Raw genomic sequence first — 15,144 nt, 5'->3', positions numbered from 1 at the left:
AGAAGATCAAGAGTAAGAAATACCGGTTGGTCTTTCCGCTTATTCCTGATTTTTGGCTTTTGCTGCGCTATCGGCGTGTTTTAGCTTATAGATTTTTGACCTGATAGCTCTTAGTGCTTTAAAACCCTTATCGACCACGAGATAAATCAATGGCTTGAATATATAGTCGATTTCCCCGATTAATTCTACAAGCTGACCATTAAATCCTTTTTTGAAACGGTAAATTCCGTAAAGCGGATTGTTCTCATCCATGTCGCCGGATACACCCCTGAAATCATAAACGTCGCATCCGCTTTCAAGAGCCCACTTCATTGCTTCCCACTGAAGCAGGTACGTTGCCATTACATTCCTGTATGCATTACTGCTTGCACCATACAGATACCAGCATTTTTTGCCGTACATTATTGTTATGGTACCTGCTATTATTTTCCCTTCATAGTAAGCAAGGTATAATCTTAAGTGGTCTGGGGCCATACAATCATACATTTTTTCAAAGTATGAAATGCTCCTGGTAACAAAGTTGTCCCTCAAACCCGTTTCTATCATTATCTTGTGGAACTCGGGGATATTACTTTTGTCGCCTATTCTTACCTCTACACCTTTTCTCTCAGCAAGGCGTATATTATATCTCCATTTTTGATGGAAAGACTGCATCAATTCCTCTTCGGACATTCCTTTTATATCTTTTCTATATACAAATCTCGGATTTATACCTTCAAAGTTTTTAGAATCATTTTTGACTATAAAACCCATATTTCTTACCAACTGCCCAAACTCCCTGTCTTCAATTTCTACATCGGGTTCCAGCATAAGAACATAGGACTTATGAATTTTTGCCAGCTGTTTTGCACATTCCATTAGTGCCCTGATGGTTTTTTCATCATGAGGGTCACATACAGGTGCACGAGAGGCCATCATAATCGTATAGTTAAAGAAAGGAATTTTTCTTATCAGAATATTCATAGCGCCTGTAATATTACCACTATCATCTTCAGCCATGATTATTTTACTCTTCCACTCGGATTTTACATCTGCCCATTCAGGTGATTGTGCAAAATTGCATTTTGAGTGAGAGAGAAGAAAATCCTTATATTTTTGTCTGTCATCGCATATGTAAGTTTTCATTACTGTTTCCCCCCGTAGTTACTTACGTATTTCAAAAATTCCTGATAATATAGTATTTTATATTTTCTGTCTTCATAAAGCTTTTTCAGCATTATATAAAAATTATTGCCAAGTTTTTTGTGTATATTATAAAAATATGCGGCAGAACTGTTATAAGCCAGTTCATAATATTCTTCACGGGATGAATAGCTGCTTAGAGGTTTGTTGGTGAATATACTGCTGCCCTGTTTAGCCAGCTTGTCCTCAATCTTCCCGGAAGAGCTAAGCAAAATTGATAGATAGTTGACCAGACCTTCATCAAAAAAGGGTTCATTCAACTGATCTGTACCTATTATACCATAAAACCACTGATGCAAAATCTCATGGTAGGTAATCCTCTTAAGATCTTCCTTATTGCTGAAACACCGGTCGGAGATGAATACCATATTTGAAAACTCCATCCCTTTTTGAGAAATAGGTGCTTTGACAATAAAAAGGCTTTTGTATGGATATGGGCCTATGTTTTTCTGTGCATACTCAAGTATCTTTATTACGTATTCTTCAGTATCCTTTGAACCAACAAAATACAAATCAATGTCATTATAACTCTTTTTATCCACGTTAACATTTTTTGAAATAACGGCAGGGAAGTCTCTTATGTCAGAAGCCTGAAAAATGGATATCTTGTTTGAACCGAAGATGTGCTCTTCATTACTTCCCGGAGCAAATATACTGACACTTTTATCTGTTTTAAACAATACATAGTAATTACTTGTTTCATATATATACGGATCACCGAAAGTACTTTTATATGAATATACAGGCTTACCGTTACTATATACCACGGGAGTAATGAGAAAGTTTGTCAGAAAATAGTTGTTTTCATCGTAAGCCAGCATGCCGCCCGTGTTTCCAAGAGAGATCTCATACTCAACCGTAATACTTGACTGGGCACTTTTGCATTTGACTTCCAGTACTGTACCTTTAAGTGAATGCTCATATTCGGTTTTGCCGGAGTATACATTTTTTATTCTGGTTACGGCACTATTGACAGATGGCACATAAGCAAAAAGTTTTTCAGATGCCTTCTTAAAATTGATGTTTTCCTTTATTATAATTACATTCTTTTCTGTTTCAATATCTGCTTTTATGTCATAGAATGGACTGCTGTTAAGCTTACGCTCTCTGTAAGCATCCATACTTTCATTAGAGACATTCTCAGAGCTATGGTTTCCGGAAGAATACAGTAAATATAACAAAATGCCGGTTATGGCAATAGACTCACATATTATAACAATTAAAACTGTAATAAGGAGTTTTTTTTTCATATTTACCTCCCTTCGCCGTGCCTTTTGCTTTTGTACCGGAAACAGAATGCGTTTCCGGCCATAATATTCCCTGCATCAACGATAACCTTAAGCAGAATCCATGGCCTGCTCATTATAACATAGCACGGCATGAGCCGCAACCATATTTAAAACGGCAAAATGAGGCAATAAGAATTTTTATGGCAGAGCATTCATGTTGAAATATAACTGTTTTTTTAATATACTTTATATAGTATGCGGCAGCATCATATTTACCCATTCAGAACCATGAAAGAAATTGCTCGCGAGATAATGAGTTTTGTCCCAGAGAAGCCTTCATAGAAGTTTGGGTTCCAATGAGGGATAATTCATTTAACCTACGCCGGAAACGGAGATAAATTATGAAAGAAAGAATTAAGGATAGATATAATATATTGGCGGTCTGTTTTATTATCCTTGGATTGGTGATAGTTTTCAAGCTTGTAAACCTGCAGATCATAAATGGAGAGTATTATGATGAAGTTTCACAGGAGAGACTCTTTAATCTGAGGAAAATCACTGCAGCCCGAGGGAATATTGTAGACAGGAATGGAATTCCTCTAGCAAATAACAGAATGGGGTTTACTGTCCAGATTGTATATGCAGGTATTAAGGGCGATGAGCTCAATGATATGCTGATGAAGCTTATAAGAGTATTTGAAAAGAATAATGATACCTATAACAAGAATTTTACGAAGTATATCACATTCAACCCTATAGGGTTTGGAGACTCTGCTAAAAAGGCAAAGAGCCCTATTGAAAAAATTAAAAAGGACCTGCTTCTGAAGGTGAAAAACGATGATAAACTGGATACTGCGGAGGATGTCTTCAAGTACCTTAGAGATAAAAAATATAAAATAGACAAGAAGTATACTGATGAGGAAGCTTACAAGATAATGGCAATGCGCTACGAATTGCTGCATTTCAGTTCTTTAAACCCTACCTTGCTTGCAAGGGATGTAAGCAAAGTTACTGTAGCCGAGCTTGAGGAAAGGCATCATGAATTTCCGGGAGTGACAACTGACATAGAACCTGTAAGGAAATATAATGATGCTCAGTATGCTGCACATATCCTTGGGTATATAGGAAAGATCAGTGATAAATCTTATGAAAACCTGAAATCAAAAGGCTATACGATGAATGACCTGATAGGAAAGGATGGCATTGAGCTGGCAGCAGAGGAAGATTTAAAGGGAATTGACGGGCAGAGAAGGGTAGAGGTAAACACCGAAGGGCGTTTTACCGAAGAGCTGAACTCAAATCCTGCTAAACCTGGGAATAATGTAGTACTTACAATCGATATGAATCTTCAGAAGGTTGCTGCCGAATCTCTGGAAAGAACTATTAAAGCCATAAGGGAAAGAAAGCCTGGAAAGACACATAAGAATAATAAAGGCGATGCTCTTGCTGGGGCAGTAGTAGCCATAGATGTAAATAACGGAGAAGTTCTGGCTATGGCCAGCTACCCGAACTATAACCCCTCGGTATTCCTGGAAAGATCGGATAATAAGGAAGCTCAGAAGCAAATAACTGCTTTGTTTACAGATGGTACTAACAGTCCGACAATGAACAGGGCTATAGCTACAGCTTATCCTCCGGGATCTACTTTCAAACCTCTTGTCGGAATAGCGGGTCTTCAGGAGGGTGTAATTTCGCGGGAGACTAAAATACAGGACACGGGATTCTTTTATGAAGAAGGAGTGAAGCTCACATGCCTTGAGTATGCCAACGGCATGCTGCGAAGCGGGCACGGGTTTGTAAATTTGAAAGATGCCCTTGCTACCTCCTGTAATATATTCTTTTATAAGCTTGGAATAAGTATGGGAATAGACAAGATTGACAAGTGGGGTAAAATGTTCGGTTTAGGGGAATATACAGGGATAGAGCTTAGCGGTGAGGTGGAGGGAATCCGTTCTAATCTTGAGTATCATAAAAAGCAATCTGATAACAAATGGGGAAGGGTTTATACTGCAAAATCTGCTATAGGACAGCAGTATAACACTTACACACCTTTACAGCTTGCCAGTTATACTGCTACTATTGCAAACGGGGGGGAGAAATATACGCCTCACATTATTAAAAGAGTTGTATCGTATGATGGGACAGTAGTAAGGGAGAATGCTCAAAAACCAGTACAACTGCCTGTAAGCAAAGAAACGATTGCAGCAGTAAAAGAGGGGATGGAGGCTGTTACCCAGCACTCTTCAGAAGGAACGGCTGCAACTGTATTTGAGAGTTTCTACACTAATTATGGAATAAGAGTAGCAGGTAAGACTGGTACAGCAGAAACTTATGACTCAATTAAGAAGGGTAAATCCAATAACGGTATGTTCATATGCTATGCACCTGCGGATAATCCTAAAATTGCAGTTGCAGTAGCAATTGAACGGGGTGTTTTCGGGTATTATACAGCTGATGTAGCGCGTGATATTCTGGCAGAGTATTTCAACGTAAACAATAAAGGTACTGTTGACAGCACAGTAAAGCCGGATGAAGTAATCTTTACATGGTGACATTTACGTTACTCATAATAAATAACAAAAGCCTGCAAACTTAAGTTTGCAGGCTTTTTACTAATCATTGAAGTTTGTCAATTCTTCAGACTCTTCAGTATCGGTTTGTGGCAATGTTTCGTTCTCACTCTGATTTCCGGGCGAGGGAGCCGTCTGGCTGCCTGGTTTTTCTGCCGGGATTGATGTGCCGGTTCCTGGCGAGCTATGGAACGGACAGTATTCTATAGGTACTTCATATATCCAGTCAACAGGGTACGCATCACTTGGCTGTGACGGCATATATGGCTCAGGGCGCCTTATGAACACACTCTCTACCGGAGGACAATTCTTATCTGCAAGCAACGGTCTGCCATACAAATCCCTACTCTTCGGATCACTACAGACAGTGGCTGATACATGAATGTCACAAAGCTCCGTTTGCTTCGGCTCAGTGCCTTTAATGAAGTATTCCTCACGGACTGCGTTGTTTCTGGGGTCTTTTGCGCACAAATCCGTAGGGGTTTTTCCGGAATATATACATACCGGTTTTTTTACTACACCTGCAGGCATAGTAAAATCTTTCGGGTTATCTATTTTCTGATGTACTTTTTGCATGACTGCATTCCAAATAACAGCAGCAGGGTTTCTGCTTGAGCCTGACAATACTACTTCAGTGGGAGTGTCATAACCATACCAGACAGCACCGACATAATAAGGGGAGTAGCCGAGAAACCATCTGTCAACATCGTTGTTTGTAGTACCGGTTTTTCCTGCTATAGCCACGGGCTGGCCCTTACCATTTTTAAATGCGGTATATGAAGCTGTACCCCCGGGACGGCAGGTATCTTTCATCATCTCTGTCATAATAAAAGCAGTAGATTGTTCATATACTATATTGCTTTTTTGCTTTATCTTTTCATCCTTTTTCTTATCAAGGATTACATTGCCTTCGCTATCCTTAACTATCGTATAAGTAATAGGCTGTGTATACATTCCCTTATGAGCAAAAGGCGCATAAGCTGCTGCCATACTCAAAGGATTTACTCCTCCGCGGAGACCTCCGAGAGCTATGGAAAGGTATTTTTCTTCTTCTTCCATATTAATACCGGATTTCTCCAGATATTTGAAGGATGTATCTGCACCAAGCTTCAACCAGGTTTTTGCAGCTACTACGTTAATTGACCTGAAAATAGCAGTTCTTATAGTGGTAAGCCCTCTGTATACACCCATTTTGTAATATGTTCCGTTATATCTCTCCGGAAAGTTCTTTGGATACATTCCTTTACCTGCACCCAGCATATACACTGGAACATCATCAAATACAGTTGCTGCCGTTATCAGACGCTGGTCAAGAGCAGGGCCGTATTCGGCTATGGGCTTGAAGCTTGAACCTGCCTGCCTCTTTGACTGTGTAGCTCTATTCAGAACACTGTCTGCATTTTTTATGCCGCGTCCGCCATATACAGCTCTCAATTCTCCGGTGTCCGGATCTACTATAGCCATGGCAGCCTGAGGAAGTTCTCCCTTTTTATTCTTTTTTCCGGGGAAGTATTTTTTTTCATCCTGAAAAACCTGATCCATTGCGCTTTGAACTTCACTATCCTGGGTAGTATAAATTTTCAAACCGTAATTGTACACCCAGGTAAAAGCTACTTCCTTAGAATAGCCATACTTAGTCATGAGATCTTTTACGACATCCTTTACCACCTGGTCTACAAAGTAAGATTGCTTGCTGGTAGCCTTTTCCACTGATTTCTTTGGTTCGGCAAACTTTAGCTCTTCCTGCATTGCCTGATCATACTCGGTCCTACTGATAAACCCATTTTCCAACATCTTCATTAATACGATTCTTTGCCGTTCTATACAGTTTTCTTTTCCGTTTTTTCTGAAAGGCCCGTATCTGCCTGGAAGATTGGTTATGCCTGCCAGAGCGGCACTTTCTGCAAGAGATAGCTTTGAGACATCTTTTCCGAAATATGCTTTGGAAGCAGATTGTACACCATAATAGTTTTCGCCCATATATATGAGGTTAACATATAGCTCCATTATCTGCCACTTCTCAAGCTTTTTTTCCAGTTGTATAGCTCTCCACCACTCCTGTACCTTTCTTTGGATCGATCTTTTTTTATCTCCAGTAATATTCTGAATTACCTGCTGTGTAATGGTACTTCCGCCATATTTGGCATTACCCCCCGTTGTGACATAACTGAGTACAGCTCCGATTGTTCTTTTGAAGTCGATTCCCTTATGTTTTTCAAAACGTTCGTCTTCTATTGCTATATATGCCTGGGTAAGATACTTGGGGACTTTATCATATGTAACAAGTTCCCTGTTTTTATTTTCTGATCCGGTGAGCTCGGTTATCTTCTTTTCTTTCATGTCATATACTATTGAGTTCTGTATTTTAATTTTAAACATTTCTTCACTGACGGGTGGGGTAGAGCGTATATAGCCTACTACTGCCCCGCCGACAATTCCCACTAAAGCACAGGAGAGTGCTATGAAAAACACAAGTAGTATTTTTGTTACAGTTAATATAAATTTCATGGCTGGTGTACGCTGCTTGGCCTTCTTTGGTACACCAGACGTACCGGTTTTGGTTTTGGGATTCATATGTGCCTCCTTAATTTGCATCAACACGGTTTGCAGCTCAAATGCAGTACAGAGACTGAGTTTGCTGAAACGCCTTAACTATATGTAAGGATTTTTATTAATTATACCATAAGATTATACCACAAAAATATAACACTGCCTAATTAAAATAAAGTAACGGGCCTATATATGCAGATATATATAGTTTTACCGATTCTTTCAATATTTAGAATCAGGTGGTGAGATGTCTTTTCTAATAGGCATTGTTGTAGTTTTATGTTGAAAAATGTTCGAAACTTATATAAACTATATTTAGTCACCTGTTGATGTTAACTGGTGGCCATAATGGGGGGGTGTCAGGGTGGAGATAAAGGTTGGAGAGATAATAAAAGCCAAACGGGAAGAAAAAAAATACAGCCTGATTGATTTTTCAAAGGTTATAGGAATTTCACCAGGATACCTTTCGCAATTGGAGAACGGCAGGAAAGCAAATCCTAAGCTGGAAATCGTTCTGAAAATCATAAAAGAACTTGATTTGGATATAGATATGCTTCTGGGGCTGGATAGCCAGAATGAAAATCTCAACCTGAAAATTCCTTCACTTGTAAAGCTGATACTGGCTAAAGACAGAAATTATAAGGTCCTTGAGGATAAGGATGTCCTGAAAAAGGTTTGCAGTATTATTGATAAGACACTGGAAAGCAAGTATCTTATTGAAAACAAACAGCTTTATGATATGTTTCTTGAGGATATATACATACAGATGGAAACTACAATAAAAAGGTATATGGCTTTCCAGGTAGTGAACGAGCTATAAACAAGTCCATTGAAGATATGATCAAACCTAAATAAGCAGAGCAAATGCAAAGTTTTCCCATAATTCAGACACAAAAAATACCTTTCGGCCATAGTATGAATATAGGGCTGTAAACATCCTTTGTTGCGGTTGAAGGGGATTTTGATGATAAGGAATTCTATTACTTACCGCCGTATCTGGTATCTGAAAAGACGCAATTCCAAAAGATTGTACATCTGGTTCAGGCTGCTGTCTATAGTAATTATACTGGCAGCTATGGTTTTTTATGCAGAAAATTATTCATTTACATATATAAAAAATATCGTATGTACAAGGGTTGTCGATATGATTCGGGATGAAGCAAAGAGTGTTATCAGGGATACTGCTGTAAGTGAAAGAGGACAAGGACAGCTCAAGTACATAATGAAAATGGAGAATGGTGAGATAATATCAGGAGATAATCATTCTGAAAGTATTATTAGGATTCCAGATGAGGTATCGGGGCGTCTGCGGAAGAGTTTGAATACATTAAGCAAGGAAGGTTTCAAAATCCCTGTGGGGGCTTTCATTGGGAATACCGTGTTTTCCCGCATCGGGCCGAAAATATACTTAAAGCTGAGATGGCATGGTGATATAGTCAGTTTTATAAAGTCTGAAGCAGTTGACTCATGTAATAATCAGGGCAAAAACAAAGTATATGTAAGCATAAAAACAAAAGTAGGTATGATATTCTTACTGAAGGAGAGGTTGCTGGAAATTGATACCGATATTGAGATTGGGGAAAATGGCGTTTTTATCAGCGATGCAGGATAGAAACAAAAAAAGGTCGGATATTGATCCAACCTTTTGCTTTACTCATATATTCACATCGCCTGATTTATCTTTTTCTTCGTAAATCTGATCCAGAACGGAACTTTTTTTATAATCTTTTGCAGAAGTCTTTTTTGCAGAACTTTTTTGTGAGGAATTATTTATTTCGGGAGTATCAAGCATACTGCACTTTCCCTGAAAAATACCTCCTTCATCGGCAACAAAGCTGTGAACTCTGATATCTCCATACAGTCTCGCAGTAGAGAGTATTCTAAGAACGCCGGTTGCATTAATATTGCCTTCAACGGTTCCTGAGAGATAAACATTTCCCGCTTCTACATTTCCGGTAATTACGGCATTACTCCCGATAAAAACATCACCGCTGATTTTGAGGTCTCCCTTCACCTTTCCGTCAACCCTAATAGTTCCCTGGGATTCGATATTGCCTTCGAAATATGAGTTTACTCCTATCAGAGTGTCAACGCTGTCAGGACTTCCGGGCTCCTTCTGTCTGAACATAAAATGCCTCCTCTTGAAATTATAATTTTATATAAGCGGTCATTTAAAGATATACTAGTCAAGATACTTAAGCGGATCTACAGGAGAGTTTTCCACCCTTATTTCAAAATGTAGGTGAGCTCCGGTACTTCTTCCGCTGCTGCCTACTTTTGCTATCACGTCACCTTTTTTTACCTCCTGACCTTCCTTTACCAGAAGCTTTGATGCATGACCGTAAAAGGTTTTGATACCGTGACCGTGGTCAATCATTACGGAGCGTCCATAGACACTTATCCTGTCCGATAACACCACTTTACCGCTTGCAGCGGCTTTGATGCTGCTGCCGTAAGAAGCTGCTATGTCCAAACCCGTATGATGGCTTCCCTTCTTCCCTGTGATGGGATCCCTGCGTTGGCCGAAATCTGAACTTATAGATCCTGAAACAGGCCAGAGGGTTGGTACTTCTTTTAGATACCTGCTGAGTTTTTCTTCTGCTTCGGTTAAGTCTTCCGTGAGGTCACCTTCAATACCGCTGAGTTTATTTATATCACTAAGCAGCGACTTGAGGGCTTTAATATCTGAAACCATCATTCTTGCAGAGTTGTCACCGGTCCTGTCGGATCTCACACCCCTGCTGATGTAACTATCGGTAAGTTCTCTATACTTTTTGTTGAAATCCTTGGCTTTTGTACTAAACTCTTCTTTTTCTTCCTTCAGGCTGTTTACTTCAGCTTCTTTCTCTTGCAGGAGCTTTTTCTGTTCGGTATTCAAACCGGACAGTTCATTATTCATGTTTTTCAACTTCCGGTTTTCCAAAGCTGAATAGGCTGTATAGAAGATCATACTTCCTATACCTAATGCAATAATTACAATTAATGCAATAAGTTTTTTATATACTGCAGAAAATTTTATTGACTTAACGTTAGCAGAAAAATGAGGAATAAATAAAACCGATATGTATTTTTCTTTGCTTTTAACTTTCCCTTTTTCCATTATTACCTGCCTTTATTTTTGTTTTTAAACCCGGAAAAAAACAATATTTTAGGATTGTTATTATTCTCCTTTATAAGTTTATACACAAAAGGTACTATTTATTATTCTACATAACCGGCAAAAACCCTTTTTTTACATGTAATATTTGCTAAACAGGCTTTATAAAGGTATATGCGGAAAAGTCAGGCTATAGAAAAATTCTCGTTTTATTCTCCATATTTCCTTTAACAAGAGTATTTCCCACTATCTATTGACTTATAACCTAAACTATAAAAATAAGAAATTCCTTTAAGAAAGTTATCATAAAATTCGCAAGGTTTGTTTGATAAAGCAGGATTTTGTAATATAATATAGAATTATATACAATGGAGTTTTATGCTTAAGTTATGTATGCTGGATTTTAGTGAGGGCGGATTTGATGATAAATGTAAGAAGCAAGCTCATTTTAGCGTTTACAGCAGTTATTGTAATATCTGTGGTATCATTGGTTATTTCTATTCTTGGATATAATCTTGTACTTTCTGGTGCGGTGAACAGTATAGATTTGAATAGGGAGAGGGAAGAGCTTATCCAGCAGGTTAAGGACTCTCTGATGAAGCAGCAGCAGCTTGTCGCGGGGAGTATTATTGCTGTCGATATTTCTAAAAAAGATGAATTTGAAAAATTGAATGGTATAGTTAAAGAAAACCTTGAAAAGCTGAGAAAGCAATCGACTAAGCTTAAGCAGGAAGACAATAAAGATATTGAACTCCTGTACAGCCTCAATACAAAATATTATGAACTATATAACAATGATATCCTCAATGAAGTTGCGCATGAGCAAAAACAGGAGCTGAGGAATTCCTTCAGAAATCTGCAGGCAAATGTAAAAAGTGCGCTTAGTCTTGAGCAGCAGTTGAAGGATTCTATAAGTTTCCGGATAAATAACAGGTTGAAGGACTGGATGGTAAGGCTGAATGAATTAAGCGGTTTATCTGCAGAGCTGGATGCTAAAACAGGAAACGCAGCAAAAACGGTTTCAGATATTCAACGTGATATCAGTGAATTTACTAAAGCAGTAAACACAGCGGATGATACCGGCAGCGCCTTGAGCCTTGCAGTAGAAGAACTTGAGCGAAACCTGAAAAAGCTGGAAGACGGTGTGAAAGTACAGAAAAAAAGTGGTACAAAAATAAGTGAAAAAGTCAGTGGTTTCATGTATCCTGATTTTAAAAAGGATATGGATGCTTTAAATAATATAAACAGGCTCATTTACTGGACTCAGAGAAAATATGGTACACTGGCAGAAACTGCAATACTCGTAGATGACAATTTCAAAAACTATGAGGATGCCAGAGAAAGAACAAATGAATATATCAGGCTGACAGCCCTATCTGTGAATTTGCAGGATAAAAAGGTAATGGACAGTATTGGCACGGTAAATGTGGAAATAGACAAGGTATTTGGTTCTGTTTCCGATGAGATTAGGAGAATGAAAGACTCCAAGCTGGGGATGATGTTTGGAGATTCTGAAAAAAGCATACTCGCAGCTTACAGGGAATGCATAGGTAGACTTGAAAAGTCCTTTAAGAACTATCTTGCAGACGATGTTAAAAAGTCCCAGGATATTAAAACCAATATAGTGCTGGCTCTTGTTGCCATAACGTTTGTATGCCTTATGTTGGGGATGCTTTTGGCATTCATACTTTCAAGAAATATTGTAAATCCGATAAAGGCTATTACCAACCTTTTAGGTAAAGCGGAAAAAGGTGATCTTACAGTAAGGGCGGAAATTCACAGCAGGGATGAACTGGGTGAATTGGGTGAGAAGGTCAACCGTGTACTGGACGGACAACAAAAAATTGTAGGAGAAGTAATAAATACCAGCAAGGATATAACTTCCTTAAAGCAGAAGATGTCGGAGATTTTCAGCCATAGTAAAGATAATGCAAATAAGATATCCGAAGGTGTAAAGACTGTTGTAGAATCAGTTAAGAATGGTACGGAGGGTTCTTCAAACAGCCTGGCTGAAGTGGATCAGATTGCTTCAGGCGTAAAGGATGTGTCGGCAGCTACCAACAAAGTTATCGGAGATGGAATGAAGGCAATAGAAGTTGCTTTCACAGGAGAAAAAGCAGTTGAAGAAGCAGAGGCAGTTATAAGGAAAGTAACTGAGACGGTACAGCAGATAGCCGGGACTATCAGTGCACTTGAGGCATCTTCAGATAAGATAGGTGACATCACCAATACTATAACAGATATAGCATCAAGAACAAACCTGCTGGCTCTTAATGCTGCTATAGAAGCTGCAAGGGCAGGACAGCAGGGAAAAGGATTTACTGTCCTTGCCGATGAAATCAGAAAACTCTCTGATGGCAGTAACAAAGCAGCCGGAGAAATCAAAGAACAGATAAAGGGAATACAGGGAAAGATACAGCTGGCGGTAGATAGGATGGATGAGGGAGTCCAAGGTGTCGAAGAGGGTGTAGTAAAGATTAACAAGGTAAAGGAAAACATCCTTGAGATAATTGATTCTATAAGGTTTGTGGTAGATTCGATAAAGAGTACTGCGGAGGCCTCAACCCGGCAGAGCAGTTCAACTGAAGAACTGGTAAAGGTTGTGGGAAATATTGCAAAAGCTGCAAGCGAAACGGCAACTACAGGAAAAAATATTGATAAGAATCTTGAAGAACAGGCAAAAGTTATAAAGGATATGGAGGCAATATCCAGGAAGCTTGATGAAGCTTCAGAGAAGCTTAGCGGTGTTTTGGGACAATATAAAGTATAATAGTTGGGGAATACATGTATATTCATAGTAAATTCTGGAACAATAAGCAGTAATGGCATACTGATTCAAATATTACTTATAGGGGTCCCATAGGGGCCCAATTTTTTTGGAAGTGTGGTATGCGTCAGATTACATTAAAGGGGAGACAAGGTTTTGGTTAATATAAAAAAGAATGAAAATTACACTATAGATATCACCGGCATGACCCATGAGGGGCAGGGAGTGGGCAGAATCGAAAACTTTACTGTGTTTACCGAAAGGGCAATAGTCGGAGAAACAGTTGAAATTAAAATAATTAAGATAAACAAGAGTTATGCAGTAGGGAAATTGATTAAAGTAATTAAGCCCTCGTCAAACAGGACAGAACCTTTTTGTCATGCATTCAAACGGTGCGGGGGATGTAATCTCCAGCACATGTCATATAAGGCCCAGCTTGATTTCAAAACGAATACCGTGAAAGACAGCTTAAAAAGAATAGGGAAAATTGAAGATGCTGTAATCCATGATACCATAGGTATGTCAGCTGAAAGCGGGCAGGAGGGTAAGAACTACAGAAACAAGGCACAGTATCCTGTAGGAAATGCAAAGGATGGTCTCGCTGTGGGGTTTTATGCACCAAGATCCCATGATATCGTAGACAATCCCACTTGCGGCATACAGAATGAAATAAGTGACAGGGTCAGAAATATTGTTAAAGAATTTATAGCGGATAATGGTATAAGTGTATATGATGAAGCTTCAAACAGAGGACTTGTACGGCATGTAATGACACGGGTGGGTTTCAAAACCGGCGAAGTTATGGTTGTCATTGTTATAAACGGTAGCGACTTCCCGAAAAAGAAGGCATTCATAGAAGCTCTGACATCAAGGATTAACGCTATAAAAAGTATATTCCTGAATGTGAATACCCAGAAAACAAATGTCATTTTGGGTGATGAAAATATAAAATTATATGGAGAAGACACAATTACCGATTATATTGGGAGGTTTAGGTTTAAAATATCGCCTTTGTCGTTTTTTCAGATAAATGCTGTGCAGACTGAAGTGTTATATGAAAAGGCACTGAAATATGCGGATTTACAGGGCAGTGAGGTGGTGTTTGACTTATACTGCGGCATAGGAACCATATCACTCTTTCTTTCGCAAAAGGCAAAGAGGGTATATGGTGTAGAGGTTGTGGAAGAAGCGATACGGGACGCGGAGAAAAATGCAGAACTGAATAGTGTGGATAACGTGGAGTTTATTGCAGGAGAAGCAGAGAAGGTGATTCCTGAATTGTACAAGCAGGGGGTAAAGGCAGATGTTGTCGTGGTTGATCCTCCCCGTAAGGGCTGCGATGAGGTATTGCTGGATACCCTGGTGAAAATGCAGCCGGAGAGGATAGTGTACGTTTCGTGTAACCCTTCCACACTGGCAAGGGATTTAAAGTATTTGTCAGAGAATGGGTTCAGGACGGTGGAGGTACAGCCGGTGGATATGTTTCCGCATACAACGCACGTTGAGTGTGTGGTTCGGCTCGATAGAAAACACAGTTGAAAGCCTTGAGAAATCAGGGCTTTTTCTCTTTATTGTTATGTATCCATTACTTAAAAGAAATATTTTTTACCTTAATTGTAAAATACATTTCCATACTAATTGGTTCACATAGAATCACAATTTGAAATTATTCATTGTTAAAGGGAGTATGGATTTTCCCTTTACAAACTTAGTTTTAGAAGACTAACTACCACTCATGTTTGGTCTTCT

10 protein-coding genes are annotated in these 15,144 nt (G+C 39.0%); 5 read left to right on the top strand and 5 right to left on the bottom strand.

The window, feature by feature from the left end; translation table 11 throughout:
* Positions 1-39 precede the first annotated feature (39 nt).
* Positions 40-1,125, bottom strand: a complete 1,086-nt coding sequence (locus N3I35_18345) for a peptidoglycan bridge formation glycyltransferase FemA/FemB family protein (protein MCX8132044.1) — start codon at positions 1,123-1,125, stop codon at positions 40-42.
* On the bottom strand, positions 1,125-2,432 hold the full coding sequence (locus N3I35_18340; protein ID MCX8132043.1) for a M1 family aminopeptidase: 1,308 nt from the start codon (positions 2,430-2,432) through the stop codon (positions 1,125-1,127). Before N3I35_18340 ends, N3I35_18345 begins: the two co-directional genes overlap by 1 nt.
* A 380-nt stretch (positions 2,433-2,812) precedes the next feature.
* Here N3I35_18340 and mrdA point away from each other — a divergent pair, with 380 nt between their 5' ends.
* Positions 2,813-4,963: a penicillin-binding protein 2 gene (gene mrdA / locus N3I35_18335; GenBank protein ID MCX8132042.1), complete on the top strand. Its 2,151-nt coding sequence runs from the start codon at positions 2,813-2,815 to the stop codon at positions 4,961-4,963.
* 60 nt (positions 4,964-5,023) lie between these two features.
* Here mrdA and N3I35_18330 read toward each other — a convergent pair whose 3' ends face one another.
* Positions 5,024-7,555 (bottom strand): PBP1A family penicillin-binding protein, encoded by a 2,532-nt coding sequence (locus N3I35_18330; GenBank protein MCX8132041.1) that lies wholly within the window; start codon positions 7,553-7,555, stop codon positions 5,024-5,026.
* Between the two features lie 340 nt (positions 7,556-7,895).
* Here N3I35_18330 and N3I35_18325 point away from each other — a divergent pair, with 340 nt between their 5' ends.
* Together N3I35_18325 and N3I35_18320 are read left to right on the top strand one after the other, a co-directional pair.
* Positions 7,896-8,351, top strand: a complete 456-nt coding sequence (locus N3I35_18325; GenBank protein ID MCX8132040.1) for a helix-turn-helix domain-containing protein — start codon at positions 7,896-7,898, stop codon at positions 8,349-8,351.
* Positions 8,352-8,495: 144 nt separating this feature from the next.
* A complete protein-coding gene (locus N3I35_18320; GenBank protein ID MCX8132039.1) occupies positions 8,496-9,143 on the top strand; it encodes a hypothetical protein in 648 nt (215 codons plus the stop codon).
* Between the two features lie 42 nt (positions 9,144-9,185).
* Here the strand turns inward: N3I35_18320 and N3I35_18315 are convergent, their stop codons facing one another.
* Together N3I35_18315 and N3I35_18310 are read right to left on the bottom strand one after the other, a co-directional pair.
* Positions 9,186-9,659, bottom strand: a complete 474-nt coding sequence (locus N3I35_18315) for a polymer-forming cytoskeletal protein (GenBank protein MCX8132038.1) — start codon at positions 9,657-9,659, stop codon at positions 9,186-9,188.
* 54 nt (positions 9,660-9,713) lie between these two features.
* Positions 9,714-10,631, bottom strand: a complete 918-nt coding sequence (locus N3I35_18310; protein MCX8132037.1) for a peptidoglycan DD-metalloendopeptidase family protein — start codon at positions 10,629-10,631, stop codon at positions 9,714-9,716.
* 418 nt (positions 10,632-11,049) lie between these two features.
* Between N3I35_18310 and N3I35_18305 the strand changes: the two genes are divergently transcribed.
* Both N3I35_18305 and rlmD read left to right on the top strand, forming a co-directional pair.
* Positions 11,050-13,398, top strand: a complete 2,349-nt coding sequence (locus tag N3I35_18305) for a methyl-accepting chemotaxis protein (GenBank protein MCX8132036.1) — start codon at positions 11,050-11,052, stop codon at positions 13,396-13,398.
* Positions 13,399-13,551: 153 nt separating this feature from the next.
* Positions 13,552-14,934, top strand: coding sequence for a 23S rRNA (uracil(1939)-C(5))-methyltransferase RlmD (gene rlmD / locus N3I35_18300; protein MCX8132035.1), 1,383 nt, complete (start codon positions 13,552-13,554; stop codon positions 14,932-14,934).
* Positions 14,935-15,144 lie beyond the last annotated feature (210 nt).

It is taken from the genome of Clostridia bacterium, assembly GCA_026414765.1.
Classification (GTDB): domain Bacteria; phylum Bacillota; class Clostridia; order Acetivibrionales; family DSM-27016; genus SKW86.
This window is presented reverse-complemented; position numbering and strand designations above follow the sequence as displayed.

Coding starts and splice junctions, on each gene's coding strand:
- N3I35_18345 (MCX8132044.1), bottom strand. CDS start 1,125: ATGAAAACTTACATATGCGATGACAGACAAAAATATAAGGATTTTCTT.
- N3I35_18340 (MCX8132043.1), bottom strand. CDS start 2,432: ATGAAAAAAAAACTCCTTATTACAGTTTTAATTGTTATAATATGTGAG.
- mrdA (MCX8132042.1), top strand. CDS start 2,813: ATGAAAGAAAGAATTAAGGATAGATATAATATATTGGCGGTCTGTTTT.
- N3I35_18330 (MCX8132041.1), bottom strand. CDS start 7,555: ATGAATCCCAAAACCAAAACCGGTACGTCTGGTGTACCAAAGAAGGCC.
- N3I35_18320 (MCX8132039.1), top strand. CDS start 8,496: ATGATAAGGAATTCTATTACTTACCGCCGTATCTGGTATCTGAAAAGA.
- N3I35_18315 (MCX8132038.1), bottom strand. CDS start 9,659: ATGTTCAGACAGAAGGAGCCCGGAAGTCCTGACAGCGTTGACACTCTG.
- N3I35_18310 (MCX8132037.1), bottom strand. CDS start 10,631: ATGGAAAAAGGGAAAGTTAAAAGCAAAGAAAAATACATATCGGTTTTA.
- N3I35_18305 (MCX8132036.1), top strand. CDS start 11,050: ATGATAAATGTAAGAAGCAAGCTCATTTTAGCGTTTACAGCAGTTATT.